General features: G+C 71.3%; 20 protein-coding genes and 1 pseudogene. 13 read left to right on the top strand and 8 right to left on the bottom strand.

The genetic code is table 11. The annotated features are described in order from the left end of the window. The first annotated feature begins 219 nt into the window (after positions 1-219). From ACTMTJ_RS36755 to ACTMTJ_RS36740, 4 genes are read left to right on the top strand one after another with little or no spacing between them, the layout of a single operon-like run. The gene (locus ACTMTJ_RS36755; RefSeq protein WP_441223303.1) at positions 220-1,191 is read left to right on the top strand and encodes a branched-chain amino acid ABC transporter permease; all 972 of its coding nucleotides are present in this window, start codon (positions 220-222) and stop codon (positions 1,189-1,191) included. Positions 1,192-1,229: 38 nt separating this feature from the next. Continuing rightward, positions 1,230-2,324 carry a branched-chain amino acid ABC transporter permease gene (locus ACTMTJ_RS36750; protein ID WP_441223317.1) on the top strand — a complete coding sequence of 365 codons (1,095 nt, stop codon included), beginning with the start codon at positions 1,230-1,232 and terminating at the stop codon, positions 2,322-2,324. Next, positions 2,321-3,136: an ABC transporter ATP-binding protein gene (locus ACTMTJ_RS36745; RefSeq protein ID WP_441223302.1), complete on the top strand. Its 816-nt coding sequence runs from the start codon at positions 2,321-2,323 to the stop codon at positions 3,134-3,136. The genes ACTMTJ_RS36750 and ACTMTJ_RS36745 overlap by 4 nt, the downstream gene beginning before the upstream one ends. Beyond that, on the top strand, positions 3,126-3,836 hold the full coding sequence (locus ACTMTJ_RS36740) for an ABC transporter ATP-binding protein (protein WP_441223301.1): 711 nt from the start codon (positions 3,126-3,128) through the stop codon (positions 3,834-3,836). Before ACTMTJ_RS36745 ends, ACTMTJ_RS36740 begins: the two co-directional genes overlap by 11 nt. Before the next feature lie 592 nt (positions 3,837-4,428). Here ACTMTJ_RS36740 and ACTMTJ_RS36735 read toward each other — a convergent pair. Further along, positions 4,429-5,220, bottom strand: coding sequence for an SAM-dependent methyltransferase (locus ACTMTJ_RS36735; protein ID WP_441223300.1), 792 nt, complete (start codon positions 5,218-5,220; stop codon positions 4,429-4,431). A 111-nt stretch (positions 5,221-5,331) separates the two neighbouring features. Between ACTMTJ_RS36735 and polA the strand changes: the two genes are divergently transcribed. Both polA and ACTMTJ_RS36725 read left to right on the top strand, forming a co-directional pair. Then, complete coding sequence (gene polA / locus ACTMTJ_RS36730) at positions 5,332-8,019, top strand: DNA polymerase I (protein WP_441223299.1); 2,688 nt, start codon at positions 5,332-5,334, stop codon at positions 8,017-8,019. Positions 8,020-8,553: 534 nt separating this feature from the next. Further along, positions 8,554-9,138, top strand: a complete 585-nt coding sequence (locus ACTMTJ_RS36725) for a DUF7144 family membrane protein (RefSeq protein ID WP_441223298.1) — start codon at positions 8,554-8,556, stop codon at positions 9,136-9,138. 210 nt (positions 9,139-9,348) lie between these two features. Here ACTMTJ_RS36725 and ACTMTJ_RS36720 read toward each other — a convergent pair whose 3' ends face one another. After that, entirely contained in the window at positions 9,349-10,128 is a 780-nt protein-coding gene (locus ACTMTJ_RS36720; protein ID WP_441223297.1) for a class I SAM-dependent methyltransferase, read from the bottom strand. A gap of 87 nt (positions 10,129-10,215) precedes the next feature. Between ACTMTJ_RS36720 and ACTMTJ_RS36715 the strand changes: the two genes are divergently transcribed. Both ACTMTJ_RS36715 and ACTMTJ_RS36710 read left to right on the top strand, forming a co-directional pair. Further along, positions 10,216-11,307: a carboxylate-amine ligase gene (locus ACTMTJ_RS36715; protein WP_441223296.1), complete on the top strand. Its 1,092-nt coding sequence runs from the start codon at positions 10,216-10,218 to the stop codon at positions 11,305-11,307. Between the two features lie 227 nt (positions 11,308-11,534). Then, positions 11,535-12,359: an iron-containing redox enzyme family protein gene (locus tag ACTMTJ_RS36710; protein WP_441223295.1), complete on the top strand. Its 825-nt coding sequence runs from the start codon at positions 11,535-11,537 to the stop codon at positions 12,357-12,359. Here ACTMTJ_RS36710 and ACTMTJ_RS36705 read toward each other — a convergent pair. The 3 genes from ACTMTJ_RS36705 to ACTMTJ_RS36695 all read right to left on the bottom strand — a co-directional run bounded on the left by ACTMTJ_RS36705 (position 12,351) and on the right by ACTMTJ_RS36695 (position 14,377). Continuing rightward, positions 12,351-12,551: a CDGSH iron-sulfur domain-containing protein gene (locus ACTMTJ_RS36705; protein ID WP_441223294.1), complete on the bottom strand. Its 201-nt coding sequence runs from the start codon at positions 12,549-12,551 to the stop codon at positions 12,351-12,353. The two genes, ACTMTJ_RS36710 and ACTMTJ_RS36705, sit on opposite strands and share 9 nt — an antisense overlap. Further along, the gene (locus ACTMTJ_RS36700) at positions 12,535-13,224 is read right to left on the bottom strand and encodes a methyltransferase (RefSeq protein WP_441223293.1); all 690 of its coding nucleotides are present in this window, start codon (positions 13,222-13,224) and stop codon (positions 12,535-12,537) included. The genes ACTMTJ_RS36705 and ACTMTJ_RS36700 overlap by 17 nt, the downstream gene beginning before the upstream one ends. 64 nt (positions 13,225-13,288) lie before the next feature. Then, the gene (locus tag ACTMTJ_RS36695) at positions 13,289-14,377 is read right to left on the bottom strand and encodes a sigma-70 family RNA polymerase sigma factor (RefSeq protein WP_441223292.1); all 1,089 of its coding nucleotides are present in this window, start codon (positions 14,375-14,377) and stop codon (positions 13,289-13,291) included. Between the two features lie 264 nt (positions 14,378-14,641). Here ACTMTJ_RS36695 and rpsA point away from each other — a divergent pair, with 264 nt between their 5' ends. Together rpsA and coaE are read left to right on the top strand one after the other, a co-directional pair. Beyond that, a complete protein-coding gene (gene rpsA, locus ACTMTJ_RS36690) occupies positions 14,642-16,219 on the top strand; it encodes a 30S ribosomal protein S1 (RefSeq protein ID WP_441223291.1) in 1,578 nt (525 codons plus the stop codon). A gap of 467 nt (positions 16,220-16,686) precedes the next feature. Further along, a pseudogene (gene coaE / locus ACTMTJ_RS36685) lies at positions 16,687-17,505 on the top strand (dephospho-CoA kinase); the annotation flags it as partial. 7 nt (positions 17,506-17,512) lie between these two features. Here coaE and ACTMTJ_RS36680 read toward each other — a convergent pair. Then, complete coding sequence (locus tag ACTMTJ_RS36680; RefSeq protein ID WP_441223290.1) at positions 17,513-19,123, bottom strand: hypothetical protein; 1,611 nt, start codon at positions 19,121-19,123, stop codon at positions 17,513-17,515. A gap of 206 nt (positions 19,124-19,329) precedes the next feature. Between ACTMTJ_RS36680 and uvrB the strand changes: the two genes are divergently transcribed. Continuing rightward, entirely contained in the window at positions 19,330-21,459 is a 2,130-nt protein-coding gene (gene uvrB, locus ACTMTJ_RS36675) for an excinuclease ABC subunit UvrB (protein WP_441223289.1), read from the top strand. Between the two features lie 66 nt (positions 21,460-21,525). Continuing rightward, on the top strand, positions 21,526-22,395 hold the full coding sequence (locus ACTMTJ_RS36670) for a GNAT family N-acetyltransferase (RefSeq protein WP_441223288.1): 870 nt from the start codon (positions 21,526-21,528) through the stop codon (positions 22,393-22,395). Here the strand turns inward: ACTMTJ_RS36670 and ACTMTJ_RS36665 are convergent. Next, on the bottom strand, positions 22,358-23,077 hold the full coding sequence (locus tag ACTMTJ_RS36665; protein WP_441223287.1) for a TetR/AcrR family transcriptional regulator: 720 nt from the start codon (positions 23,075-23,077) through the stop codon (positions 22,358-22,360). The two genes, ACTMTJ_RS36670 and ACTMTJ_RS36665, sit on opposite strands and share 38 nt — an antisense overlap. Positions 23,078-23,091: 14 nt before the next feature. On the opposite strand from ACTMTJ_RS36665, the gene ACTMTJ_RS36660 reads away from it, so the two are divergent. Continuing rightward, the gene (locus ACTMTJ_RS36660; RefSeq protein WP_441223286.1) at positions 23,092-23,538 is read left to right on the top strand and encodes an SRPBCC family protein; all 447 of its coding nucleotides are present in this window, start codon (positions 23,092-23,094) and stop codon (positions 23,536-23,538) included. 83 nt (positions 23,539-23,621) lie between these two features. Here ACTMTJ_RS36660 and ACTMTJ_RS36655 read toward each other — a convergent pair whose 3' ends face one another. Next, positions 23,622-23,915 carry an antibiotic biosynthesis monooxygenase family protein gene (locus ACTMTJ_RS36655; RefSeq protein ID WP_441223285.1) on the bottom strand — a complete coding sequence of 98 codons (294 nt, stop codon included), beginning with the start codon at positions 23,913-23,915 and terminating at the stop codon, positions 23,622-23,624. Positions 23,916-24,030 lie beyond the last annotated feature (115 nt).

Below are 24,030 nucleotides of genomic sequence, written 5' to 3'. Positions count from 1 at the left end.
GCAACGGGTGTGACGTACAAGTTCGAGGGCAACGGCGAGCTTGACCCCACCCAGGTCATCGTCTGGGCGTTCAAGGTGCAGGCCGGGAAGGTTGTTCCGGACGTGGAGATCCCGAAGGCCTGACGGCCATTTCGGATCACCGAGTCACGTGGGTGCGGCCGGGAGCAGGCGCTCCCGGCCGCACCTGACTATGCATACGACTTTCCCCTGGAGCACTACTTGGACTTCGACGGCTTGCTGCGGGACTTCCCCGACCTGACCACTACCGGCCTGGAGCAGGGCGCCATCTACGCGCTCGTCGCCCTGGGTTACACGCTGGTGTACGGTGTCCTGCGCCTCATCAACTTCGCCCACTCCGAGGTCTTCATGATCGGCACGGTTGCCGCTCTGGGGACCTGGCAGGCGATCGGCTACAACCAAAACTCATCGATCAACGGGGTCGGGCTCACCCTGCTCCTGCTCCTCGTCGGCCTGGCGGCCGCCGTGGCGGCCTCCACGTTGACGGCGGTCGCGGTCGAACGGGTGGCCTACCGGCCGCTGCGCCGCCGCAACGCCCCACCCCTGGCGTTCCTGATCACCGCGATCGGCGCGTCGTTCGTCCTCTTCGAGGCGGTCGGCCTCTTCAGCGACAACATCGGCATCGGCGGCGAGCGCGGACCGTTCGGCATGGTCCGTCCGTTCAAGCCGGCCGAGCTGTTCAGCATCGGCGGCTGGAGCGTCACCAACACCCAGGTGCTGGTCGTGCTCTCGGCCCTGGGCATGCTCCTTGCCCTCGACCTCTTCGTCAACCGCAGCCGCATGGGCCGCGGCATCCGCGCGGTGGCGCAGGATCCGGACACCGCCGCGCTGATGGGCGTCAACAAGGACCGCGTGATCCTGCTCGTGTTCGTGCTCGGCGGCATCATGGCCGGCGTGGCGGCCCTGCTGTGGAACGTCACCTACGCCTTCAGCCGTTTCGACGTCGGCTTCCTCATCGGCCTGAAGGCGTTCTCGGCGGCGGTCCTGGGCGGCATCGGCAACCTGCGCGGCGCGCTGGTCGGTGGCCTGCTCCTCGGCGTGGTGGAAAACTACGCTTCCGGATTGTTCGGCGGCGAGTGGAAGGACTTCACCGGCTTCGTCGTGCTGATCGTGCTGCTGATGTTCCGGCCCACGGGCCTGTTGGGCGAGTCGCTCGGGAGGGCTCGGGCATGAACGCACACGTCGAAAAGGTCAGGTCCCGCGGCTCCTCGATGCGGGCCCGGTGGCAGAACATGCCACCCCAGGTGCGCTGGGTCGCGCTGGCCGCCCTGATCGTCTTCCTCTACCTGCTGCCCAACCGCTGGTTCTACATCAACCTCTGGTACTTCCGGACGATGGAATCGGACATGGCCACGGTCCTGTTCGAAACCTCGTTCTTCGTGCTCCTGGCGGTCGGCCTGAACGTCGTGGTCGGCTTCGCCGGCCTGCTCGACCTGGGCTATTTCGGCTTCTTCGCGGTCGGCGCGTACACGGTGGCGATCCTCACGTCGCCGGAGAGCCGGTTCGACGTCGGGTGGCCGTGGCTGGCGGCGGTGCCGGTGGCCATCGCGGTCACGATGATCTCAGGTGTCATCCTGGGCGGTCCGACGCTGCGACTGCGCGGTGACTATCTCGCGATCGTGACGCTCGGCTTCGCCGAGATGATCCGCCTGTACGCCGCCCGCAACGAGGGCATCGCGAACGGTCAGCGGGGCATCCCGCAGATCCCGCACCCGGTGCCCGAGGTCAAGGGCTCGGACGGGCAGCCGTGGTTCGGGGTGGTCGACGCGCGGCCGTACTACTGGCTCACGCTCACGATCATCATCTTCGTGATCCTGGGCGTGCGTAACCTCACCCGCAGCCGGGTCGGCCGGGCCTGGGTGGCGATCCGGGAAGACGAGGACGCGGCGCAGATCATGGGCGTGCCCACGTTCAAGTACAAGCTCTGGGCGTTCGCGATCGGCGCGGCGGTGGGCGGCCTGTCCGGCGCGCTCTTCGCCGGAAAGCAGAGCTTCATCAACTCCGACAGCTTCCAGCTCACCAACTCGATCCTGGTGCTGGCCGCCGTCATCCTCGGCGGCGCGGGCAACATCTACGGCGCGGTCATCGGGGCGTTCATCACCTGGTACCTGCCGGAGTGGGTGCGCGGCATCGGCGGCGCGGTGGGCCTGGAGATCAACGTCGCGGAGTACCGGATCCTGATCTTCGGGGCGGTGCTGATCGTCATGATGATCTTCCGGCCGCAGGGCATCCTGCCGAGTAGACGACGAGCGGCGGAGTTCGCCGACCGGCGTGAGGCGGCCGCACCGACGGAGGCGAGCACATGACCGACACTGCCCCCGACACCACCACCACCACCACCGCACAGCGGGAGGCGCTGCTCGAGGTCGACCACGTCACGCTCCGCTTCGGCGGCGTGGTCGCCCTCAACGACGTCGACTTCACGCTGTACAAAGGCGAGATCCTGGGTTTGATCGGTCCCAACGGTGCCGGCAAGACCACCTGCTTCAACGCGATGACCGGCGTCTACGCCCCCACGCAGGGGGAGATCCGGTTCAAGGGTCAGCGGGTCAGCGGCCGGGCCCGCCACAAGATCACGCAGATGGGCATCGCCCGCACGTTCCAGAACATCCGGCTCTTCCCGGAGATGAGCGCCCTCGAAAACGTGATGGTCGGTGCCGACGCGCACCACAAGGCCAGCGTGATCTCGGCGCTGTTCCGGCTGCCGCGGTTCTGGAAGGAGGAGCGGAGCGGGCGCGACCGGGCGCACGACCTGCTCCGCTTCGTGGGCATCGAACGCCCCGGCGAGCTGGCCCGCAACCTGTCGTACGGCGAGCAGCGCCGGCTGGAGATCGCTCGTGCGCTGGCGACGAGCCCGACGCTGCTCTGCCTCGACGAGCCGGCCGCCGGCTTCAACCCGGCGGAGAAGGACTCGCTGCTCAAGCTCATCCGCAAGATCCGCGACACCGGCGTCACGGTGCTGCTGATCGAGCACGACATGCGGCTGGTCATGGGCGTCACCGACCGGATCGTGGTGCTGGAGTTCGGCAAGAAGATCGCCGAGGGCCTGCCCGCCGAGGTACGGGACAACCCGGCCGTCATCGCCGCGTACCTGGGAGTGCCGACCGATGCTGCTTGAGATCGAAAACCTGACCCTGCTGTACGGGCGCATCCAGGCCCTGCACGGGATCAGCCTGCACGTCAACGAGGGCGAGGTCGTGGCCCTCATCGGGGCCAACGGCGCCGGCAAGACCACCACCATGCGGGCCATCTCCGGCCTCCGCCCGGTGGCGAGCGGCAAAATCATCTTCGCCGGCCAGGACGTCACCAAGGTGCGGGCCGACCTGCGGGTGATCCGCGGCATCGGCCAGGCGCCCGAGGGCCGCGGTGTGTTCCCCGGCATGACGGTGCAGGAAAACCTGGAGATGGGCGCCTACACCCGGCGCGACGGGGCCGGCATCAGGCAGGACCTGGCGATGGTCTTCGACCTTTTCCCGCGCCTCAAGGAGCGGCAGCGCCAGGCCGGCGGCACCCTCTCCGGCGGCGAGCAGCAGATGCTGGCGGTCGGGCGGGCGATGATGACCCGGCCCAAGCTGCTGCTGCTCGACGAGCCCTCGATGGGGCTGGCGCCGATGCTGATCCAGCAGATCTTCGAGATCATCACGAGGATCAACGAGCAGGGCACCACGGTCCTGCTGGTGGAGCAAAACGCGCAGCAGGCACTGTCCCGCGCCCACCGCGGCTACGTGCTGGAGACCGGGTCGATCGTGAAGGAGGGCACCGGCCAGGAGCTCCTCCACGACCCGGCGGTCAAAGAGGCCTACCTGGGCGTCGCCTGACGGTTTCCCAGGGCCTGTAACAGGTTTGTCCTGGTATGGGCCCTGGATCCGTCAGATCCAAACCAGATCCGAGCTACCGCGATGTCCGTCGTGGTCCAGACCGTTGCTCCCGCGGCCTCACCCGTCCGCCGTTGGTCGCGCTCACCCCTGCGCGCAACCGGCGGGGAGCGGCTTGAGCTCGCGCCAGGCGGTGGTTGACGTTTGTCCACAACGTCTGTTGCCGGATCGGCGATCCAGCGAGCAACAGGGTTTCGTCGCCTCGAAGTCCTGACCCTGGGGCTGGTTACACTGCGTCAGGGCGACGGAGGTAGGGCTTGGGGCTTGCACCGCGGAGCCGGCAGTGGACGGCCGGGGGTTTCGGCGAGCGCTGCGAGCCGCCGGCCGGGAGCGGTGCCCGCGGGAGCATACGGTCCGCAGCTGACGCGGACGTGGGCAAATCTGCCTCGAATTGATGCCACGACGAGGCGGCCCTGACCCCGAAAAGTCTCGCCCCTTTGGCTGGTTACCCGGCGTCAGGGGTGACCGCGACCAACGGCGGATGGATGAGGTCGCGGGACCACAGTGGACGTCGCGGTAGCTCGGATCTTGATCTTTAGGGTTTGCGGCCGACGCCGGCGAAGGAGGGGACCATCTCGGTGACGTCGCCGTCGGCGCGCCACTTGGCCGGGTCGACGAGGCCCGGCTCGACCATCTCCAGCCCGTCGAAGAAGGTGGCGATCTGGTCGCGGTCACGCAGTGTCACCGCGTTTGCCTTCGTGTAGCGGTCGGCGACGGCCTGCTGCTCGGGCGTCACGTGCGGGATGGTGGCCACCTGTGAGATCCCGATGTAGCTGCCCGGCGCGATCGCGTCGCGCAGGCGGGCCACGATGCGGGCGGGGTCGTCGGCGTCCGCCACGAAGTGGAGCACCGCCACGATCAGCACCGCGACCGGCTGGGTGAAGTCGAGGGCGGCGGTGACCCGGGGGTCCTTGAGGAGCGTGTCGGGGTCGCGGATGTCGGCCTGCACGACGGTCACGCGCTCGTCGCCTTCGACGATGGCCTCGCTGTGTGCCACCGCCACCGGGTCGACGTCGACGTAGACCACCTTGGCGTCTGGTGCGACGCGGTGCGCGGCCTCGTGCACGTTACCCACGGTGGGGATGCCGGAGCCGAGGTCGAGAAACTGGCGGATGCCCGCACCCGCGAGGTACTCCACCGCGCGGCGCAGGAAGCCCCTATTGGCGTGGGCGGCGAGGCGGATCTGCGGGCCGACGGCGAGCACCTGCTCGGCCATCTGGCGGTCGATGGCGAAATTGTGCAGGCCGCCGAGCATGTAGTCGTAGATCCGAGCGGTGCTCGGCCGCTCGAGGTCGACCTCCGGTGGCGCCCAAGCCGGCCGATCCATCTCTCCGCCTCCTCGACTGTCTCTATTTCGCGGCCCCACCTTACGGGGTCGGCACGTCGCCGCGCGTGCCCGTGACGGGAGTGTCGGGGGTGCGGACTAGAGTCGCTTTCTGTGACAGAGTCAACGCCGCGCCTGCTCCTGCTCGACGGGCATTCCCTCGCATACCGGGCCTACTTCGCCCTGCCCGTGGAAAACTTCTCGACGGTCACCGGGCAGCCGACCAACGCGGTCTTCGGCTTCACGTCGATGCTGATCAACATGCTGCGCGACGAGCGGCCGACGCACATCATCGTGTCGTTCGACGTGTCACGGCAGTCGTTCCGGACGCAGATCTACTCGGAGTACAAGGCGGGTCGCTCCGAGACGCCGGCGCCGTTCCAGGGCCAGGTGAGCCTGGTCAAGGAGGTGCTCGACGCGCTGCGGATCCCCGTGGTGGAAAAGCCGGGCTACGAGGCCGACGACGTGATCGGCACGCTGACCCAGCAGGCGCGCGCGGCCGGCATGGAGGTGGTGATCAGCACCGGCGACCGCGACGCGTTCCAGCTTGTCGACGAGCACGTGACCGTGCTCTACCCGGTGCGCGGCGTCTCCGAGGTCTGGCGGATGGACCCGGCCGCGGTCGAGGCGAAATACTTCGTCCCCCCGTCGCAATACCGCGACAAGGCGGCGCTGGTCGGCGAGACGAGCGACAACCTGTCCGGCGTGCCGGGCGTGGGCGACAAGACCGCCGCCAAGTGGATCAAGGAGTACGGCGGCCTCGAGGGCGTCATCGCCAACGCCGACAAGATCAAGGGCAAGGCCGGCGACAACCTCCGTGCCCACCTCGCCGACGTCATGCGCAACTACGAGATGAACAAGCTCGTGTGCGACCTCGAGCTGCCCCTCCGGCCCGAAGACGCCCGCTGGCCCGGGTGGGATCGCGAGGCGGTGCACCAGGTCTTCGACGCGCTGGAGTTCCGGGTGCTGCGCGAGCGCCTCTACCAGTACCTCGAGGCCGTCGAGCCGGAGGCCGAGTCCGGGTTCGAGCTCGACGGTTCGGTGCTGGGCGGCGGCGAGGTGGCCGGCTGGCTGGAGTCGTACGCGCCGGTGGGCACCCCGATCGGCGTCGCGGTTTCCGGGCGGTTCGGCCGGGGCACGGGCGAGCTGACCGGCGTCGCGCTGGCCACCGCCGACCGGCCGGCCGCGTGGTTCGACCCCGCCGAGCTCGACGCGGGCGACGAGGCCGCGGTCGGTGCCTGGCTGGCCGACGCCAAGCGCCCCAAGGTCATCCACGACAGCAAGCCGGCGCTGCTCGCCTTCCGCGCCCGCGGCTGGGAGCTCGCCGGCGTCACCCGCGACACCGCGATCGCCGCCTACCTGGCCCGCCCCGACCAGCGCACCTACGACCTGACCGACCTGGCCCTGCGTTACCTGCACCGCGAGCTCAAGGTCGACGCGCCGGAAAACGGCCAGCTCACCCTCGACGGGCTCGGCGACAGCGAGGCGGTCGAGCAAAACCTGATGCTCCGCGCCCGCGCCACCCTCGACCTCGCCGACGCGATCGACGCCGAGCTGTCCCGCGACGGCGAGCTCTCCGCGCGGCTGATGGCCGACGTCGAGCTGCCGCTGGTCGAGGTGCTCGCCGAGATGGAGCGCACCGGCATCACCGCCGACACCGAGTACCTCTCCGACCTCGAAAGCAACTTCGCCGCCGGTGTCAAGGAGGCGGCCCAGGCGGCATACGCGGTGGTGGGTCGCGAGTTCAACCTCGGCTCGCCCAAGCAGCTCCAGGAGATCCTCTTCGGCGAGCTCGACCTGCCCAAGACCAAGCGCATCAAGAGCGGCTACACCACCGACGCCGACGCGCTTCAAGGGCTCTTCGCCCAGACCGGCCACCCGCTGCTGGAGCACCTGCTGCGCCACCGCGACGTGGCCAAGCTCAAGTCCACGGTGGACGGCCTGCTCAAGTCGGTGTCCGACGACGGCCGCATCCACACGACCTACTTCCAGACGGTCGCGGCCACCGGGCGCCTCTCGTCCACCGACCCCAACCTGCAAAACATCCCGATCCGCACCGAGGAGGGCCGGCGCATCCGGCGGGCGTTCGTGGTGGGCTCGGGGTTCGAGTGCCTGATGAGCGCCGACTACAGCCAGATCGAGATGCGCATCATGGCCGACATGTCCAAGGACGAGGCGCTGATCCAGGCGTTCAACTCCGGCGCCGACTTCCACGCGGCGACCGCCTCCTCGGTGTTCCGCATCCCGATCGAGGAGACCACGGCCGACCACCGCCGCAAGATCAAGGCGATGAACTACGGCCTTGCCTACGGCCTGTCGGTCTACGGGCTGTCCCAGCAGCTCAACATCCCGACCGACGAGGCGCGCGCGCTCATGGACGAGTACTTCGAGCGCTTCGGCGGCGTGCGCGACTACCTCCAGGCGGTGGTCACGCAGGCGACGAAGGACGGCTACACGCAGACCATCCTCGGCCGCCGGCGCTACCTGCCCGACCTGGTCAGCGACAACCGCCAGCGCCGCGAGATGGCCGAGCGCATGGCCCTCAACGCCCCGATCCAGGGCTCGGCCGCCGACATCATCAAGGTCGCCATGCTCCACGTCGACCGCGCGATCCGCGAGGAGGGCCTGCGGTCGCGCATGCTGCTCCAGGTCCACGACGAGCTGGTCTTCGAGGTCGCCGAGGGCGAGCGCGAGGCGATGGAGACGCTGGTCCGCCGCGAGATGGGCAACGCGCACCAGCTTTCGGTGCCGCTGGAGGTCTCGGTCGGCGTCGGCACAGACTGGAATAGCGCCGACCACTGACGGCTCCGCTGCCCCAGCCGCAGTGGGTGGAGAGCGCGCCAGCAATCAGGGCGTTTGACGTCCTGATTCGTCGCGGCCGGTGGCGCCGTCGCCCGGTAATCGCCGCCGCCGTGCGCGCGGCCCAAGATTCGAGATCTGGGACGGTTAGCTACCCCCTTGGGGGTGAGGGTTTGTCTGCGATGAGCTGCGAGGCACGTGAGCAGCGGATCTAGGAGACTTAGCCCGCCATATCGACCGTAAGTCTCCTAGATCCGGAAGTCCCGGCCCAGGGCTGGTGACGCTGCGTCAGGTCGCCGACGGGGGCTTGTCTCGCGGACCAGGGAGTGGACGGCCGGGGATTTCGGCTCGGTCCGCGAGCCGCCGGCCGGGAGCGGTGCCCGCGGGAAAGCACCCGCTCCGCTGCGCTCCACGTTCCCCGGGGGCCCCGCGCATGCGGTCCGCGGCTGACGCGGACCGGGGCGAATCTTCTTTCGCCCTTATTACCCCGGTCTGCGTATCTATGGTGAGGGGATCTAAGGAGGAAGCGAGGAAATCATGGCCACATCAAGCGCGTCCCGCACCTGGGCGGTTGGCGGGCTGGTCTTCGCCGCCACCATGATGATCCTGTTGGGGATCTGGGAGGTCTTCGTCGGCATCGCCGCGATCGCCAACGACCGGTTCTTCGTCGTGGGGCCCAACTACACGTACGACATCGACACCACCACCTGGGGCTGGATCCACCTCGCCCTCGGCGTGCTGGCCGTCGTGGCGGGATTCTTCCTGTTCACCGGCGCCACCTGGGCCCGCGCGGTCGGCATCGCCCTCGCGGCGCTGGTCGCGATCAACAACTTCATCTTCCTGCCGTACTACCCGCTCTGGTCGCTGGCGATGATCGCGCTCGCGGTGTTCGTCATCTGGGCCATGGCGACCGCGCGCACCGACCGCCTCCTCGACCCGGGTGTGGGCGAGCGGTCCGGCTACTACAGCGACGCGGGCGGCGAGCCCCGGCCGGCGCCGGACCGGTGGCCCACCAACCGCCCGTCGGCCGGCCAGCACCGCAGTGACGAGCCCGCCGCGAACAGCACGCCGGCCAACGGCGTCGAGCAGGTCGCCGACCGCCCGCCACTGGGCCGGGGCTAGGCCCTGTTTCAAAATCCTTGCCGGGCTGCGCCGGGCCCAGACGACGACCGGCGGCGTCGGGCGTAAGGCCGCATACAGCACCGGTATGCGACCTTGCGCCCGACTTGCCGGATCGCCGCCTGGATCCCGGCTCGCCTCGACAAATCTGTTGAAACAGGGCCTAGGAGGTGAGCCGTCCGGCGGACCCGCGCTGTGCGGCGGCGCGGGCCGTCAGGCGGCCTTCGCGCAGGTGAATATCGCTGTGCCGGGGAAGAGCTTGCCGCGCAGGCGGCTCCAGCCGCCCCACGTCTTGTCGTGGTGGTCCGGCCACTCGGGCTCGACGAGGCCGGCCAGCCGCAGGCCGGCGGCGTCGACGGCGCGTACCCAGTCGCCCATCGTGCGGTGGTACTCGGCGTAGCTGGGCTCGCCGGCCCTGTCGTACTCCAGGTACGGGCGGCGGTCGAAGTAGGAGTTGACCGCCATGAGGCCTTCCTCGCCCGGTTCGTCGAGGAACGTCCAGCGGAACGGGTGGGTCGTGGAGAAGACGAAGCGGCCTCCCGGCCGCAGCACCCGGGCCACCTCGCGCAGCGCTCCGGTCGCGTCGGCCACGAACGGCATCGCCCCGTAGGCGGCGCACGCCAGGTCGACCGATCCGTCCCGGAACGGCAGCCGCAGCACGTCCGCCTCGGCTACCGGCAGCGCGAGGCCGGTCTTGACGTCGAGTTTGAGGGAGTGCTGGAGCTGCCCGTGGGCCAGGTCGATGCCGACCACCTGGGCGCCCTGGGTGAGGAGCCAGCGTCCGCACTGTCCGGCGCCGCAGCCGATCTCCAAGATCCGCTTGCCGGCCACCTCGCCCAAGAGGTGCGCGTCGGCTTCGTCGAGCCCCTCGGGTCCCCAGACGAAGCGGGCGTCGCCGAGGAACTCGCCGTGCTCGGCCTGGTAGGCGTCCGCCTCGTTGTCCCACCAGCGCCGGACGGCGCCCGCGGTGTCGGGTACGTGTTGGTCTGGCACCGGATCATTCTTACCGGTCGGCCCGAGGGCTCCGGTGGCAGGCCACGCGGTGGTTCATGTCCCCGCGCGGCGGGTACAGGCGGCGGCATGAGCGGCGAGACCATGGGGGTCGAGGAGGAGTTCCTGCTGGTCGACCCGGCCTCCGGGGCGACCGTCCCGCTCGCGGAGAAGGTGGTCGCCGGTGCGGCCGCGGCGCGGCTGCCGGTGGGCGCCTCCGTGCAGCGGGAGCTGCGCGACACCCAGGTGGAGGCGGCGACCGGCATCTGCACGACCGCGGCCGACCTCCGCGCGCATCTCACCGCGGGCCGCCGCGTGGTGGCCGCCGCCGCCCGCGACCACGGCGCCGTGGCGGTGGCGAGTGGTTCGCCGCCGGGTGGCTCGGGCGGTGCGGTGCCGTCGAGCCTGCCGCGTTTCGCCGCCATCGACGAGCTCTACGGCGAGGTGACCCGCGACTACGAGGCGTGCGGCTGCCACGTGCACGTCGGCGTCGCGGACCGGGACACCGCCGTCGCCGTGGTCAACCACGTCGGCCCGTGGCTGCCGACGCTCCTGGCGCTGTCGGTCAACTCGCCGTTCCACCACGGGCGGGACACCGGGTACGGCAGCTGGCGGATCGTGCAGCAGTCGCGGTTTCCCGGCTCCGGGCTGGCGCCGTACTGCCGCGACCACGCCGCGTTTCGCGCGGAAGTGGCCCGGTTGGTCGATTGTGGAGTGGTGGCCGACGAGGCGCAGACGTTCTGGTTCGCCCGGCCGTCGCCGCGCCTGCCCACGGTGGAGCTGCGGGTCGCCGACGTGGCGTCCACGGTGGACGATGCCGTGTTGCAGGCGCTGCTGGGCCGGGCGCTGGTCCGCACCGCGCTCGCCGACCTCGCGCGCGGGCGGGAGGCGGCGCCGGTACCCGCGCAGGTGGCCGCCGCGGGTGTGTGGACGGCCGCGCGCTACGGGCTCGCCGGGCCCGGCGTCCACCTCGGACTGTCCCGGCGGGTGCCCGCCGCCGACCTTGTGGCCGCGCTGCTCGCCCACGTGCGCGCGGCGCTCACCGAGAGCGGCGACCTGACGGAGGTCGGCGCCCTGCTCGACCGCCTGCGGTCCGGCGGCACCGGCGCCGACCGCCAGCGCCAGGCGGCCGCGACCGGCGGGCTGCCGGGGGTGACGGCGGCACTCACCCTCCGGGAGTGAAGAAACGAGCCGGGGGTTGCCCGGGGTGACGGCGGCGCTCACCCTCCGGGAGTGAAGGGGCGAGCGGCGGGTATCACGGGTCTCATGTCCAGCACAACGGCCACCCTCCCGGCCAGCCGCGGCCCGATCTCCGCGTCGGTCGTCGACCGCCTCACGGGTGGGACGGCGCCGCGGGTCGCCCTCGACGGCGCGGATCCCTCGGCGACGACGTCCAGCTCGCCCTGCACGTGTGCTACGAGCTGCACTACCGCGGGTTCGCCGGCGTGGATCCGGAGTGGGAGTGGGACGCCGACCTGCTGCGGCTGCGCGCGGAGCTGGAGGCGGCTTTCCTCGCCGCGCTGGAGCAGCGGGTCGACGGCGGGTCCGACGCCGCCGCCGCGCTCGAGGCGCTGCTCGTCGAGCCGGTGCCGGGCACCGGGGTCAGCCACTTCCTGCGCGACGACGGTGAGTGGTGGCAGATGCGGGACTACTTCGCGGTGCGCTCGATCTACCACCTGAAGGAGGCCGAGCCGCACGCCTGGGTGATCCCCCGGCTGGAGGGCCGGGCCAAGGCCGCCCTCGTCGCGGTGGAGTACGACGAGTTCGGCGGCGGCCGGGCCGAGCGGATGCACTCCCGCCTCTTCGCCGACCTGCTGGCGGCCGCCGACATGTCGCCCGACTACCTGCACTACCTGGACCGGGCCCCGGCATGCGCCCTCGCCACGGTCAACATGATGTCGCTGTTCGGGCTGCACCGGCGGTGGCGGGGCGCGCTCGTCGGCCATTTCGCCGCCGCCGAGATCAGCACCGGACCGAGCGCCCAGCGGATGGACGATGCGCTCACCCGGCTCGGCGCGCCCGCCGCGTGCCGGCTCTTCTACACCGAGCACATCGAGGCTGACGCGGTACACGAGCAGGTCATGCGGCACGACGTCGTCGCCGACCTGCTCGACCGGGATCCCGGCCTGGCCGCGGACGTGGTCTTCGGCATCCAGGCCACCGACGTGCTGGAGGAGCGCCTGGGCGCACACCTGCTGGGCAGCTGGCGGTCGGGCCGGTCGGCGCTACTCTGAGCGGACCCGGCGGCGGTGGCTGGTGTCGCAGAAGGGGTACCGCTTGCTGCGGCGGCAGGCGCAGACCGCGACCATAAACCGTTCCGAGCGGACCGTCGTGCCGTCGGGCAGCACGAGCTCGACCGGTCCCTCGACGAGCACCGGCCCGCCCGGCTCCACGACGACCCGGCGCGCCTCACCCGCGGTCGGCACGGATCACCACCAGGTCCTCGTGGCGCTGCCCGCGCCGCACCAGCCCGGCGGCCTCCAGGTAGGCGGCCCGGGCCCGCATGACCGGGCCGAACGGCACGCGCCGCCGGGCGACCACCGTGACGCTCAGCCCTGCCGCCCGCAGCGCCGCCAGCGACTGGTCCACATCGGACACATGAGAGTGGACGAGCAGCAGGAAGCCCTTGTCGTTCAACAGGTCCGGCGCGGTCGCGCAGAGCGGGTCGAGGACCGCCCGACCGTCCGGCCCGGCGTCCCAGGCCCGCTCCCGCCCGGCGGGCACGGCCGGCGACGGGCACGGCACGTACGGCGGGTTGGCCAGCACGACGTCGTACCCGCCGGCGACCTCCGCCAGCGAACCGCGCCACGCGCGCACCGGCAGCCCACGGCCCCAGGCGTTGAGGCGGGCGCAGAGCACGGCCCGGCGGGAGACGTCGACGGCGGTGACGTCACCCGCGCCGAGCCGGGCGGCCGTCACCGCGAGCACGCCGCTGCCGGTGTACGCGTCGAGCACCCGGGCGCCGCGCGGGATGGGCGCGGAGGCGGCCGCCTCGGCCAGAAGCGCCGTGTCGGCCTGCGGCGGGTACACGCCGGGCAGCCGAAACACCGGGAAGTCGATCGCACCCACGCTCGCGTAGGCGGCAGCCGTCGCCGTCATGTACCCCCCAAAGACCGGACGAGGTGAGCCGCGTTGATTCCCCGGTAATCCAGGGGCAAACCGGCTACAGCCGGTGGAACCGGGACAGCGACAGCACGCGCCGTACGTACGGCTGGGCGCCGCGCACCCGCAGCTCGACCGCGGCGCGGGTGGCCTCCTGATAGCAGGCGACCAGCGCGGCCACGCCGGCGGCGTCGACGAACGGCACACCGGACAGGTCGACGCGCACCTCGGCGGCGTGGCTGGCGACGGCGTCCAGGACCGCCCGGCGCAGCTGGTCGGCGCTGTCCCGGTCGACCTCCCCGCCGACGGCGACGGTCACGACGCCGCCGCGGGCGCGGGTGGTGGTCAGCGCCAGCCGGGGCTGGTCCATCGGGCTCTCGGCACCCCACGGTGGCGTGGTGTCCGAGAGCATGGCGTGGCGCAGCCAGGTCAACGTCCGGGACAGCAGCCGGGAGACGTGCATCTGCGAGATGCCGCAGCGTTCCGCGATCTGCACCTGGGTGAGATCGCCGTAGAACCGCAGGACCAGGATCTGGCGTTCGCGCTCGGGGAGCCGTTCCAGCAAGGTGAGCAGGGTCAGCCGGTCGTCGACCGCCGCGAGGTCGGCGTCGATCTCGCCGATCAGGTCGCCGTACTCGGCGGCGTCGCCGGAGTCGCCGCCGGTGATCGGTGCGTTCAACGACCGCGGCGTGTACCCGGCGGCGGACAGCACGGCCCGGTCGACCTCGTCGACGGAGGTGTCCAGGCGGTCGGCCAGCTCGGCGCGGTCGCCGGCGTTGGAGAGGTCGGCGTCGGTGTGCCGGATCTGGAGCAGCAGGTCCTGGAGGCGCCGCGGCGCGCGCACGCCCCAGGTGCGGTCGCGGAAGTGTTTTCGCAGCTCGCCCAGCATGGTGATGACCGCGAAGGCGGTGAACGAGCCGCGCCCGGGGTCGTACCGGTCCACCGCGTTGACGAGGCCGAGCCGGGCGGCCTGTTCCAGGTCGTCGAACGGCTCTCCCCGGCCGACGTAGCGCTGTGCGAGCCGGCGGGCGAGCGGCAGGCAGGCTTCGACGAACTCGGCCCGCGCGGACGGATCAGCCTCCGCGCGTGTGGCGTACAGCTGCGCCTCACGGTCGAGGTCGAGCCGGGCATCGGCCACGTCCGTACGCAACACCGCCTCCTCGTGGATCCGATTGGCGGCTACCTTCTACCCACCTGTCGAGCCGGCCACGCCTGCGGCATCGGGGGGTTCCGGCCGCGACTGGTCGTTCCCGCGAGTGGGACATTTCGGGCGATTGGCGACACGCGCACATCTCGCCCCGGTAGGGCTTGCACGCTGTGGTAATGCGCACGGTAAGCTAGTCGATGCACTCGCGGATCGTGACCTCGGCAGGGAGCAGGTCCGCGGTCGACGGACACATCGCGCTGATCACCAATGACGCTGAGTTGTGCCCGGCGGCGGGTCCGTGGGCGCAGCAGGTCCCCGCGACACCATCCGTTCGGAGCAACAGTCCACATGACGAGCAGCATCGAGGCCACCTCGAGCGCCAACAAGGTCACCGTCGACGACCTCGGGTCCGAGGAGGCGTTCCTCGCCGCCATCGACGAGACCATCAAGTACTTCAACGACGGCGACATTGTCGAAGGCACCGTCGTCAAGGTCGATCGGGACGAGGTCCTGCTCGACATCGGCTACAAGACCGAGGGCGTCATCCCCTCGCGCGAGTTGTCGATCAAGCATGACGTGGACCCCGCTGAGGTGGTGTCGGTCGGTGATCACATCGAGGCCCTGGTTCTCCAGAAGGAGGACAAGGAGGGCCGCCTGATCCTCTCGAAGAAGCGGGCGCAGTACGAGCGCGCCTGGGGCACGATCGAGAAGATCAAGGACGAGGACGGTGTCGTGCGTGGCTCCGTCATCGAAGTGGTCAAGGGCGGTCTGATCCTCGACATCGGGCTGCGCGGCTTCCTGCCCGCCTCGCTGGTGGAGATGCGGCGCGTGCGCGACCTCCAGCCGTATGTGGGTCGCGAGCTCGAGGCGAAGATCATCGAGCTGGACAAAAACCGTAACAACGTGGTTCTGTCCCGCCGGGCGTGGCTGGAGCAGACCCAGTCCGAGGTGCGCACCGAGTTCCTCAACAAGCTTCAGAAGGGCCAGGTCCGCAAGGGCGTCGTGTCCTCGATCGTCAACTTCGGCGCGTTTGTCGACCTTGGTGGCGTCGACGGCCTGGTGCACGTCTCCGAGCTGTCCTGGAAGCACATCGACCACCCGTCCGAGGTCGTCGAGGTGGGCCAGGAGGTGGAGGTCGAGGTCCTCGACGTCGACCTCGACCGCGAGCGGGTCTCGCTGTCGCTGAAGGCGACGCAGGAGGACCCGTGGCGGCAGTTCGCCCGCACCCACGCGATCCAGCAGATCGTGCCGGGCAAGGTGACCAAGCTGGTGCCGTTCGGCGCGTTCGTGCGGGTCGACGACGGCATCGAGGGCCTGGTCCACATCTCCGAGCTGGCCGAGCGCCACGTGGAGATCCCGGAGCAGGTGGTGCAGGTCGGCTCCGACGTGATGGTCAAGGTCATTGACATCGACCTCGAGCGTCGCCGGATCTCGCTGTCGCTCAAGCAGGCCAACGAGGGCTTCGTCGAGGGCGAGGAGCACTTCGACCCGACGCAGTACGGCATGGCCGCGACGTACGACACCGAGGGCAACTACATCTACCCCGAGGGCTTCGACCCGGAGACGGGCGAGTGGCTCGAGGGCTTCGACAAGCAGCGTGAGGAGTGGGAGCGGCAGTACGCCGAGGCCCGCCAGCGCTGGGAGGCCCACACCAAGCAGGTCCAGACGGCGCGTGCCGCCGACGTCGAGGCCGCCGCGGCACCCCCTTCGGCGGGTGGCGCGAGCGGTGGCGGTGCCCCGCAGGCTTCGGCCGCGCCGGCCCGCCAGGCCGAGGAGCCCGCGGGCACCCTGGCCACCGACGAGGCGCTCGCCGCGCTGCGCGAAAAGCTGGCCGGCGGCAAGTAAGGATCGACCGGTAGACAGGCCCCGTCGCGCGCGAGCGCGGCGGGGCCTTGTCTTTGCTTGCTTTCGAGCAGATTTCCCGGGTCCGCGTCAGCTGCGGACCGCCGCTCCCGCCGGAGACCGCGGCGGCCGGCGGCTCGCAGCGCTCGCCGAGACCTCCGACCCCCGCTGCCACCTCCGCGCGACAAGCCCGATCCCGCTGGGGCGTCGCACTCCGCGGCCGGCGGCGTCGGCGTTCGGAAAGCCGGTCGGGAGCGGCCGGGAGCGAAGCGCCGGGTGACCGTGACCAGCGGCGGACGGGTGAGGCCGCGGGAAATGCACCCCAAGAAAACGCTCCGCCGCGTTCCACGTTTCCCCGGGGGGCCCGCGCAGCGGTCTGGACCACGGCGGACATCGCGGTAGCCCAGATATCAAATCTCTTGCGCTCGAGGGTTTCGAGGCCGCGCGGGGCGGGGTGGAAGACTGGGGCTGTGCTGCTGATCGGGTTGACCGGGGGGATCGGGGCGGGCAAGAGCGCCGTCGCCGCGCGCCTGGCCGCGCGAGGGGCCACCGTCGTCGACTCCGACCGGCTGGCTCGGGAGGTCGTCGCGCCGGGCACCGAGGGGCTGGCGGAGGTCGTCGCGGAGTTCGGTGAGGGTGTGCTCGGGGCGGACGGCGCGCTCGACCGGCCCGCGCTCGGCGCCCGGGTGTTCGGCGACGACGTGGCCCGCCGGCGGCTGGAGGCGATCATCCACCCGCGGGTGCGCCGCCGCACAGCCGAGCTCGTCGCCTCCGCCGCACCCGACGCGGTCGTCGTCAACGACGTGCCGCTACTCGTCGAGGTGGGGCTCGCGCCGACGTACCACCTCGTGATCGTGGTCGACGCGGACGAGGCCACCCGCGTGGAGCGCCTCGTGCGCGACCGGGGGATGGCGCCCGAGCAGGCGCACGCCCGCATCCGCGCGCAGGCCGGCGCGGCCGAGCGGCGGGCCGCCGCCGACTCGCTGCTGCGCAACGACGCCGACCTGGACGACCTGCACGCCCGGGTCGACGCGCTGTGGCACGAGCGGCTCGTGCCCTACGAGGAAAACGTCCGCCACCAGCGCGTCCCCTGCCCGGGCGCGTCGACGTCGGTGGAGGACTACCCGCGGATCGCGGCGCGGCTGAGCCACGTGCTCGACACCGACAAGGTGGCCCTCGACGGCGGCGTAGTGCATGTGGAGAGCGACCGGCTGGACGCGCTCGGCCCGGCCGGCTTCCCGCCGCTGCCCGAGGGCCGCGGGTGGGGGAGCGCCGACCCTGGGCGGCCGGCGCGCGTCACGGCCGGCTGAGCGTCGGCACCTTCTCCGGGGTGATGTCGAGCTGGGCGAACGCCCCGGTGCGGGTGCGCAGCTCCAGCCGGCGCAGCACCCCGGTGCGGTCCATCCAGTAGCGGATGCGGGCCGCGCCCCGCGCGCCGCCGAGGTCGGCGCCCTTGGCGATCTCGTACACGTTGACCGGGCCGCCGGCGAGCGTGTCCTTGCGCAGCCACAGTGCCACGTCGCGGAGCGCCGCCGCGTCGTCCTTGCCGGTGCCGCTCACCGCGAGCGCCTCGTTGAGCAGCAGGTCGAGGTCGAGCCCGCCGAGCGCGTCGCCGCGGGCCGCCCACGGGATCGTCCGCCATTCGCCGGCAGGTGGGGGGAGCGGCGGCGGCTTCCCGGCGGTGAAGCCGTCGTTTCGCACGGTCACGCCGGTGCGGGTGGCCCGCATGAGGACGCGTTCGTCCTTCTTGTCCATGTCGTACGCGCCCAGGTACGCCACCGTCTCGCGCCAGTCCAGCCACCCGGTCGCGAGCAGCATGCCGGCGGGCAGCATCGGCACGGTCAGCGTGATCCTGCCGCCGCCCGCCGCGCGGTTGCGCTGCCGCATGAGGGCGAGCGCCCGCGCCTCCTCGGCGGTCACCTGGCGCGGCTTGCCGGTGCGCCCGCCGAGCGCGTCGATCGCCACCAGCTCCGGCCGCTCCTCGCGGGTGAGGTCGACCTTGACCGGCAGGTCCTTGCTCAGCAGCGCCTCGAACCGGTGCAGCCGCGCGTCACCGTCCAGCCAGTACCGCACCGCGCCGCCCATCGCGGCCAGCGAGTTCGGGGCGGGCGTGGGGGAGGCCGGCCCGGCCGCGCCGGGCTTGGTCGGTGAGGCGCTGGGGCTGGGGCTGGCTGTCACGGTCGGCTTGGGCTGCGGCGGTACGGCCGGGCCGAGCAGCACGTCCACCGTCTTGTCGGCGATCCGGTCGGTGCCGAGCCAGCGGGAGTCGCTGCGCGCCAGCAGGTCGGCCTGGTCCGGCTTGTCGCTGGCGATCGCGAACAGCAGCGCCACGAACGAGTCGATCGGCGCCGGGTGCGCGCTGGTCGCGGTCGAGGGCCGCACCCGCCAGTCCTTCGCCGGCGGCGTCGCCGGGGGCAGGCCGCCGTCCGCGCGTCCCGGCCGGGTCGCGATGATTCCGGGTACCGCCTGGAGCAGTCCGTCGTCCGGCCCGGGCGCCGGCGCGGTGGCCGCGAGGTAGGTGAGCTGGCGCCGCCAGTCGATCCAGCCCGCCAGCTTGATCTCGGCGCCCGGCTTGCCCAGCGTGGCCCGCACGCCGACCCGCCCGTCCTTGAAGTTTCGGGCGCGCATGCCGGCCAGCCGCTGCGCCTCGGTCGAAGAGAGCGGCCTCGCCTCCACCGGCTTGTCGGCGGGCGTACACGAGACGAGACCGGTGGTGAGCCCGGCGGCCGAGCCGGCCGCCACGCAGACCAGGGCGGCGAGTGCGATGATCCGTCGCCGTTCGAAGCTTGCCTTCACGCGAGGTTGAACGCGCTGCGGGTCGGATGGGTCGCGGGCAGGCCGGGAAAAGATGGGGCGCTCGCGGCGGCCGGTCAGCGCGTCCTGCGCGACCGCGTCGGGTGCGCTCACCGGCGAGCTGCCGGGGCTGCGACCCTGCGCCGGGACAGACCGGCCGGTGTGGAGGCCCGATCGTGTCTCCGGTCGGCCGCCGCGAGCGGCCTACTCCTAAGAGGGTAGTGCGGTGATCTTTCGCACACAACGCCAATATCGAAGTTGATCGCAGGTGGAACCGAGTCCGGAGCGGGTTGTCACACCCGCGGCGTACGGTTTAGCGCATGGGTCTCGACATCCCGCGGCTCGACGGTCGCTTCCAGGTCGTCAGCGACTACAAGCCTTCCGGCGACCAGCCGGCAGCCATCGACGACCTTGAGCGTCGAGTGCGCCGTGGCGATCGCCACACGGTGCTCATGGGCGCCACCGGCACGGGCAAGAGCGCGACCACCGCCTGGCTGGTCGAGCGGATGCAGCGCCCCACGTTGGTGCTCGCTCACAACAAGACGCTGTGTGCGCAGCTCGCCAAGGAGTTTCGGGAGCTGATGCCCAACAACGCGGTGGAGTACTTCGTCTCGTACTACGACTACTACCAGCCCGAGGCGTATATCCCGCAGACGGACACGTACATCGAAAAGGACTCCTCGGTCAACGAGGAGGTCGAGCGGCTGCGCCACTCCGCCACGATGTCGCTGCTGACCCGGCGCGACGTGATCGTGGTGGCCACCGTGTCCGCGATCTACGGCCTGGGCACCCCGTCGGAATACCTCGACCGGTCCGTGCGCGTCCGCGTCGGCGAGGAGATCGACCGTGACAAGCTGCTGCGCCGCCTCGTCGAGATCCAGTACACGCGCAACGACATGTCGTTCAGCCGCGGCACGTTCCGGGTGCGCGGCGACACCCTCGAGATCATCCCGGCATACGAGGAGCTGGCCGTCCGCGTCGAGCTGTTCGGCGACGAGGTGGAAAAGCTCTACTACCTCCACCCGCTCACCGGCGACGTGGTCAAGGAGGTCGACCAGCTGCTCATCTTCCCGGCCACCCACTACGCGGCCGGGCCGGAGCGGATGGAGCGGGCGCTGCGCGGCATCGAGGCCGAGCTCGGCGAGCGGCTGGCCGAGCTGGAGCGGCAAAACAAGCTGCTGGAGGCGCAGCGGCTGCGCATGCGCACCACCTACGACATCGAGATGATGCGCCAGGTCGGCTTCTGCAACGGCATCGAAAACTACTCGATGCATATCGACGGCCGGAGCCACGGCGACCCGCCGCACTGCCTGCTCGACTACTTCCCCGACGACTTCATGACGGTGATCGACGAGTCACACCAGACGATCCCGCAGATCGGCGCCATGTACGAGGGGGACGCCTCGCGCAAGCGGCTGCTGATCGAGCACGGCTTCCGGCTGCCCAGCGCGGCTGACAACAGGCCGCTGCGGTTCGACGAGTTCCTGGAGCGGGTGGGGCAGATGGTGTTCCTGTCCGCGACGCCGGGGCCGTGGGAGCTCCAGCACTCCGGTGGCGAGTTCGTCGAGCAGGTCATCCGGCCGACCGGCCTGGTCGACCCCGAGGTGATGATCAAGCCGACCAAGGGCCAGATCGACGACCTCATGCACGAGATCCAGCTGCGCACCGAGCGCGACGAGCGGGTGCTGGTCACCACGCTCACCAAGAAGATGGCCGAAGACCTCACCGACTACCTGCTGGAGCACGGCATCCGCGTGCGCTACCTGCATTCCGAAGTGGACACGCTGCGCCGGATCGAGCTGCTGCGCGAGCTGCGCAAGGGCGACTACGACGTGCTCGTCGGCATCAACCTGCTGCGCGAGGGCCTCGATCTGCCCGAGGTGTCGCTGGTGGCGATCCTCGACGCCGACAAGGAGGGCTTCCTGCGCAGCGGCACCTCGCTGATCCAGACCATCGGCCGCGCCGCGCGAAACGTGTCCGGTCAGGTCCACATGTACGCCGACAAGATCACGCCGTCGATGGCCACGGCGATCGACGAGACCAACCGGCGGCGGGCCAAGCAGGTGGCGTACAACGAGGCCAACGGCATCTCGCCCGAGCCGCTCCGCAAGAAGATCCACGACATCCTCGACGACATCTACCGCGAGGCCGACGACACCGAGGGCGCGCTGGGCGGCCACGGCCCGGGCGGGCACGTGATCGGCGGCTCGGGCCGGCAGATGTCGCGGGGCAAGGCGCCGGTGCCGCAGACCCGTTCGCGGGGCAAGGCGGCGACCCCGTCCCGCGAGGGCATGGCCCGCGCCGACCTGGCCCAGCTCATCCAGGATCTCAACGACCAGATGCTGGCCGCGGCGCGCGAGCTTCAGTTCGAGCTGGCGGCCCGCATCCGCGACGAGGTCCACGAGCTCAAGAAGGAGCTGCGCGGCATGGACGCGGCCGGCGTGAAGTAGCGCGTCGCCGCCCTGTTGCGGAAAAACGCGGGAGCGCTATCGATCGATGGGCCTTAGGGTCGTGGGGTGCGTGACGGGGAGTTGACCTGGAGCCCGCTCGACGGTGAGCGCGACCAGGAGGCGGTGGCCGCCCTGGCCGCGCGGTGCCATGCGACAGACGGCGGCATGACGGAGGTCACCGTCAGCCGCTTCGGGGCCGACGGCGTGATCACGACCGGCGCCCGCACGGCGGCGGGCGAGCTCGTCGCGGCGGCGGCGGTCCGCCGCCTCTCGCCGGGCGCGGCGGTCATCGGACTCGTCGACCCGGCCCACCGCGGTCGCGGCATCGGCGGCGTGCTGCTCGACCGGGGGCTGGCGGTCGCGACCAGCGTCGATCCCGCGGTGACCGTGGAGACCGAGGCGCTGACCGAGGCGAGCGAGCGGCTGTTCGCCAGCCGGGGGCTGCGGCAGGTGTTCGCCGAAGACGTGATGCGCTTCGACCTCGCGGCCGCCGAGCCGCCGGCCGTGCCGCTCCCGCCCGGCCTTACCCTGCGCGAGTGGACGCCTGACCTGGCCGCCCGGTTCTTCGCCGCGTACGACGCCGCCTTCCGCGACCGGCCCGGCTTTCCCGGCTGGCCCGCCGAGCGGTGGGTGGCGTGGACCGCCGGCGACGAGGAGTTTCGTCCACAGTGGTCACTGCTGGCGGCCGGCCCGGACGGCGCGGGCGACGCCGGCTTCATCACGTGCGCGGAGGGCTGGGTCATCCAGGTCGGCGTGGTGCCCGCGTGGCGCGGCCGGGGTGTCGGCGGCGCGCTGGTGACCGAGTCGCTCCGGCGGATGCGGGAGGAGGGCGCCGAGCAGGTCCTCCTCGACGTCAACGTGGACAACCCCGCCGCCCGCCTCTACACGCGGCTCGGGTTTACGAAGCTGGGCCGCCGCGCGAAGTTTCAGCCCTGACCGCGCCGGGCCGCGGGCCGCTGGCCGCGGGCTCCGTGGGTGGCGGGCCGCCGGGTGTGGGCCGCGTGGGCGGCGGGCCGCCGGGTGTGGGCCGCGTGGGCGGCGGGCCGCCGGGTGTGGGCTGCGCCGTCAGGGCCTCGTAGGCGGCGGCGAAGCGTTCGGCGGCGGCGTCGACCGCGGTGCGGTCGCCCGTCGCCAGCAGGTCGAGCAGCAGCCCGCGCATCACGGCCACGCCCAGTCGCGCGTCGGCGCGGGCCACGTCCTCCGGCACGCCGCGGGCGCGGGCGAACTCCACCGCCGGCGCCAGCCACGACTCCACGATGCCGTCGAGCAGGGGGAGCGCGTGGGCGCGGCCCTGGAGCGCCTGCCCGTAGACCTCGAAGAACAGCCGCTCGTGCGGGGCCAGCGCCGGGTCGGCGAAGCGCCGCCACATCCGGCGGATCGCGTCGCCCGGCGTGACCGCGTCGTCGAGTCCCAGATCGGCGAAGGCCTCCCGCTGGCGCCGCTCGACCGCCCGGATCACCTCGACGAGCAGCCCCTCCTTGGAGCCGAAGTGGTAGATGAGCATGCGGTGACTCGTGCCGAGCGCGGCCGCGAGCTGGCGCAGGCTCAGGTCGCTGAGGCCGTGCGCGGCGAGGTGGTCGATGGCGGCGTCGAGGAGGCGCTGCCGGGGATCGGGCATGTACCATATGGTACATGCGTGTGCAGGACATCGATGTGACGGCGCGCTCGCGGGCGGACGCCGATGCGGTCTACCGCCTGCTCGTAGACGGCGCGACCTGGCCCACCTGGTCGGGGCTGGGCTCGTTCGAGCTGGAGCGGGAGAGCCCGGCCGGTGGCGAGGGCGTCGGGGCCATCCGGATCTTCCGGACCTGGCCGTTCACCACCCACGAGGAGATCGTCGAGGCGGTGCCGGGCCGCCGGTTCAGCTACCGGCTCGTGTCGGGCATGGCGCTCGACGGCTACCGCGCCGACGTCGACCTCACCCCGGACGGCGGGGGCACGCTGATCCGGTGGCACTCCACGTTCACGGCGAAGCGCCCGTGGATGGGTGGGTTCTACCGCTGGTTTCTCGGTCGCTTCATCAAGGAATGCGCCGAGGGCCTGGCGAAAGCGGCGGCGAAGGACCAGGCCGCGGCCTGACGGCGGGCGCGGCGAAGGACCAGGCCGCGGCCTGAAGGCGGGCCGGGGCGAAGGACCCGCCGTGGCCCGAAGGCGCGGGAGCGTCAGGCGGGGACATCCGTGAAGTGCTCGACCCGCGGGGGCGCCGCGAAGTAGGGGCCGATGTGGGAGCGCCACGTCGTGAAGCGCTCGCTGTCGCGGAAGTTTCGCACGTGGGCCTCGACCGAGTCCCACTCCACGAGGAGCACGAAGCGCGACGGCGACTCGATGCCGCGGGTCATGCGGACCGAGCGGCAGCCCGGAGTGGTGACCAGGACGGGGTGACCCTTCGCGTACGCGGCCGCGAAGTCGTCCTCCTGACCTGGATTGACGTCGATCAGCGCGACTTCGAGCACCATGCCGGCAGCTTACCGTGCCTAGCCTCCTAGGAAGATTGAGTGACTGTGCTAGGAGTCGCATTACACAGTCCGCGGATGTGCCAAAACGGGTGCCGATGGTGGATGATGGTGGACG

It is taken from the genome of Phytohabitans sp. LJ34 (assembly GCF_052068095.1).
Lineage (GTDB): Bacteria > Actinomycetota > Actinomycetes > Mycobacteriales > Micromonosporaceae > Phytohabitans.
Note: the sequence above shows the minus strand (reverse complement) of the source record. Positions and strands in the feature narration are given on the sequence as shown.

Coding starts and splice junctions, on each gene's coding strand:
- ACTMTJ_RS36750 (WP_441223317.1), top strand. CDS start 1,230: ATGCGGGCCCGGTGGCAGAACATGCCACCCCAGGTGCGCTGGGTCGCG.
- ACTMTJ_RS36745 (WP_441223302.1), top strand. CDS start 2,321: ATGACCGACACTGCCCCCGACACCACCACCACCACCACCGCACAGCGG.
- ACTMTJ_RS36740 (WP_441223301.1), top strand. CDS start 3,126: ATGCTGCTTGAGATCGAAAACCTGACCCTGCTGTACGGGCGCATCCAG.
- ACTMTJ_RS36735 (WP_441223300.1), bottom strand. CDS start 5,220: ATGGATCGGCCGGCTTGGGCGCCACCGGAGGTCGACCTCGAGCGGCCG.
- ACTMTJ_RS36725 (WP_441223298.1), top strand. CDS start 8,554: ATGGCCACATCAAGCGCGTCCCGCACCTGGGCGGTTGGCGGGCTGGTC.
- ACTMTJ_RS36715 (WP_441223296.1), top strand. CDS start 10,216: ATGAGCGGCGAGACCATGGGGGTCGAGGAGGAGTTCCTGCTGGTCGAC.
- ACTMTJ_RS36700 (WP_441223293.1), bottom strand. CDS start 13,224: ATGACGGCGACGGCTGCCGCCTACGCGAGCGTGGGTGCGATCGACTTC.
- rpsA (WP_441223291.1), top strand. CDS start 14,642: ATGACGCTGAGTTGTGCCCGGCGGCGGGTCCGTGGGCGCAGCAGGTCC.
- uvrB (WP_441223289.1), top strand. CDS start 19,330: ATGGGTCTCGACATCCCGCGGCTCGACGGTCGCTTCCAGGTCGTCAGC.
- ACTMTJ_RS36665 (WP_441223287.1), bottom strand. CDS start 23,077: ATGCCCGATCCCCGGCAGCGCCTCCTCGACGCCGCCATCGACCACCTC.
- ACTMTJ_RS36660 (WP_441223286.1), top strand. CDS start 23,092: ATGCGTGTGCAGGACATCGATGTGACGGCGCGCTCGCGGGCGGACGCC.
- ACTMTJ_RS36655 (WP_441223285.1), bottom strand. CDS start 23,915: ATGGTGCTCGAAGTCGCGCTGATCGACGTCAATCCAGGTCAGGAGGAC.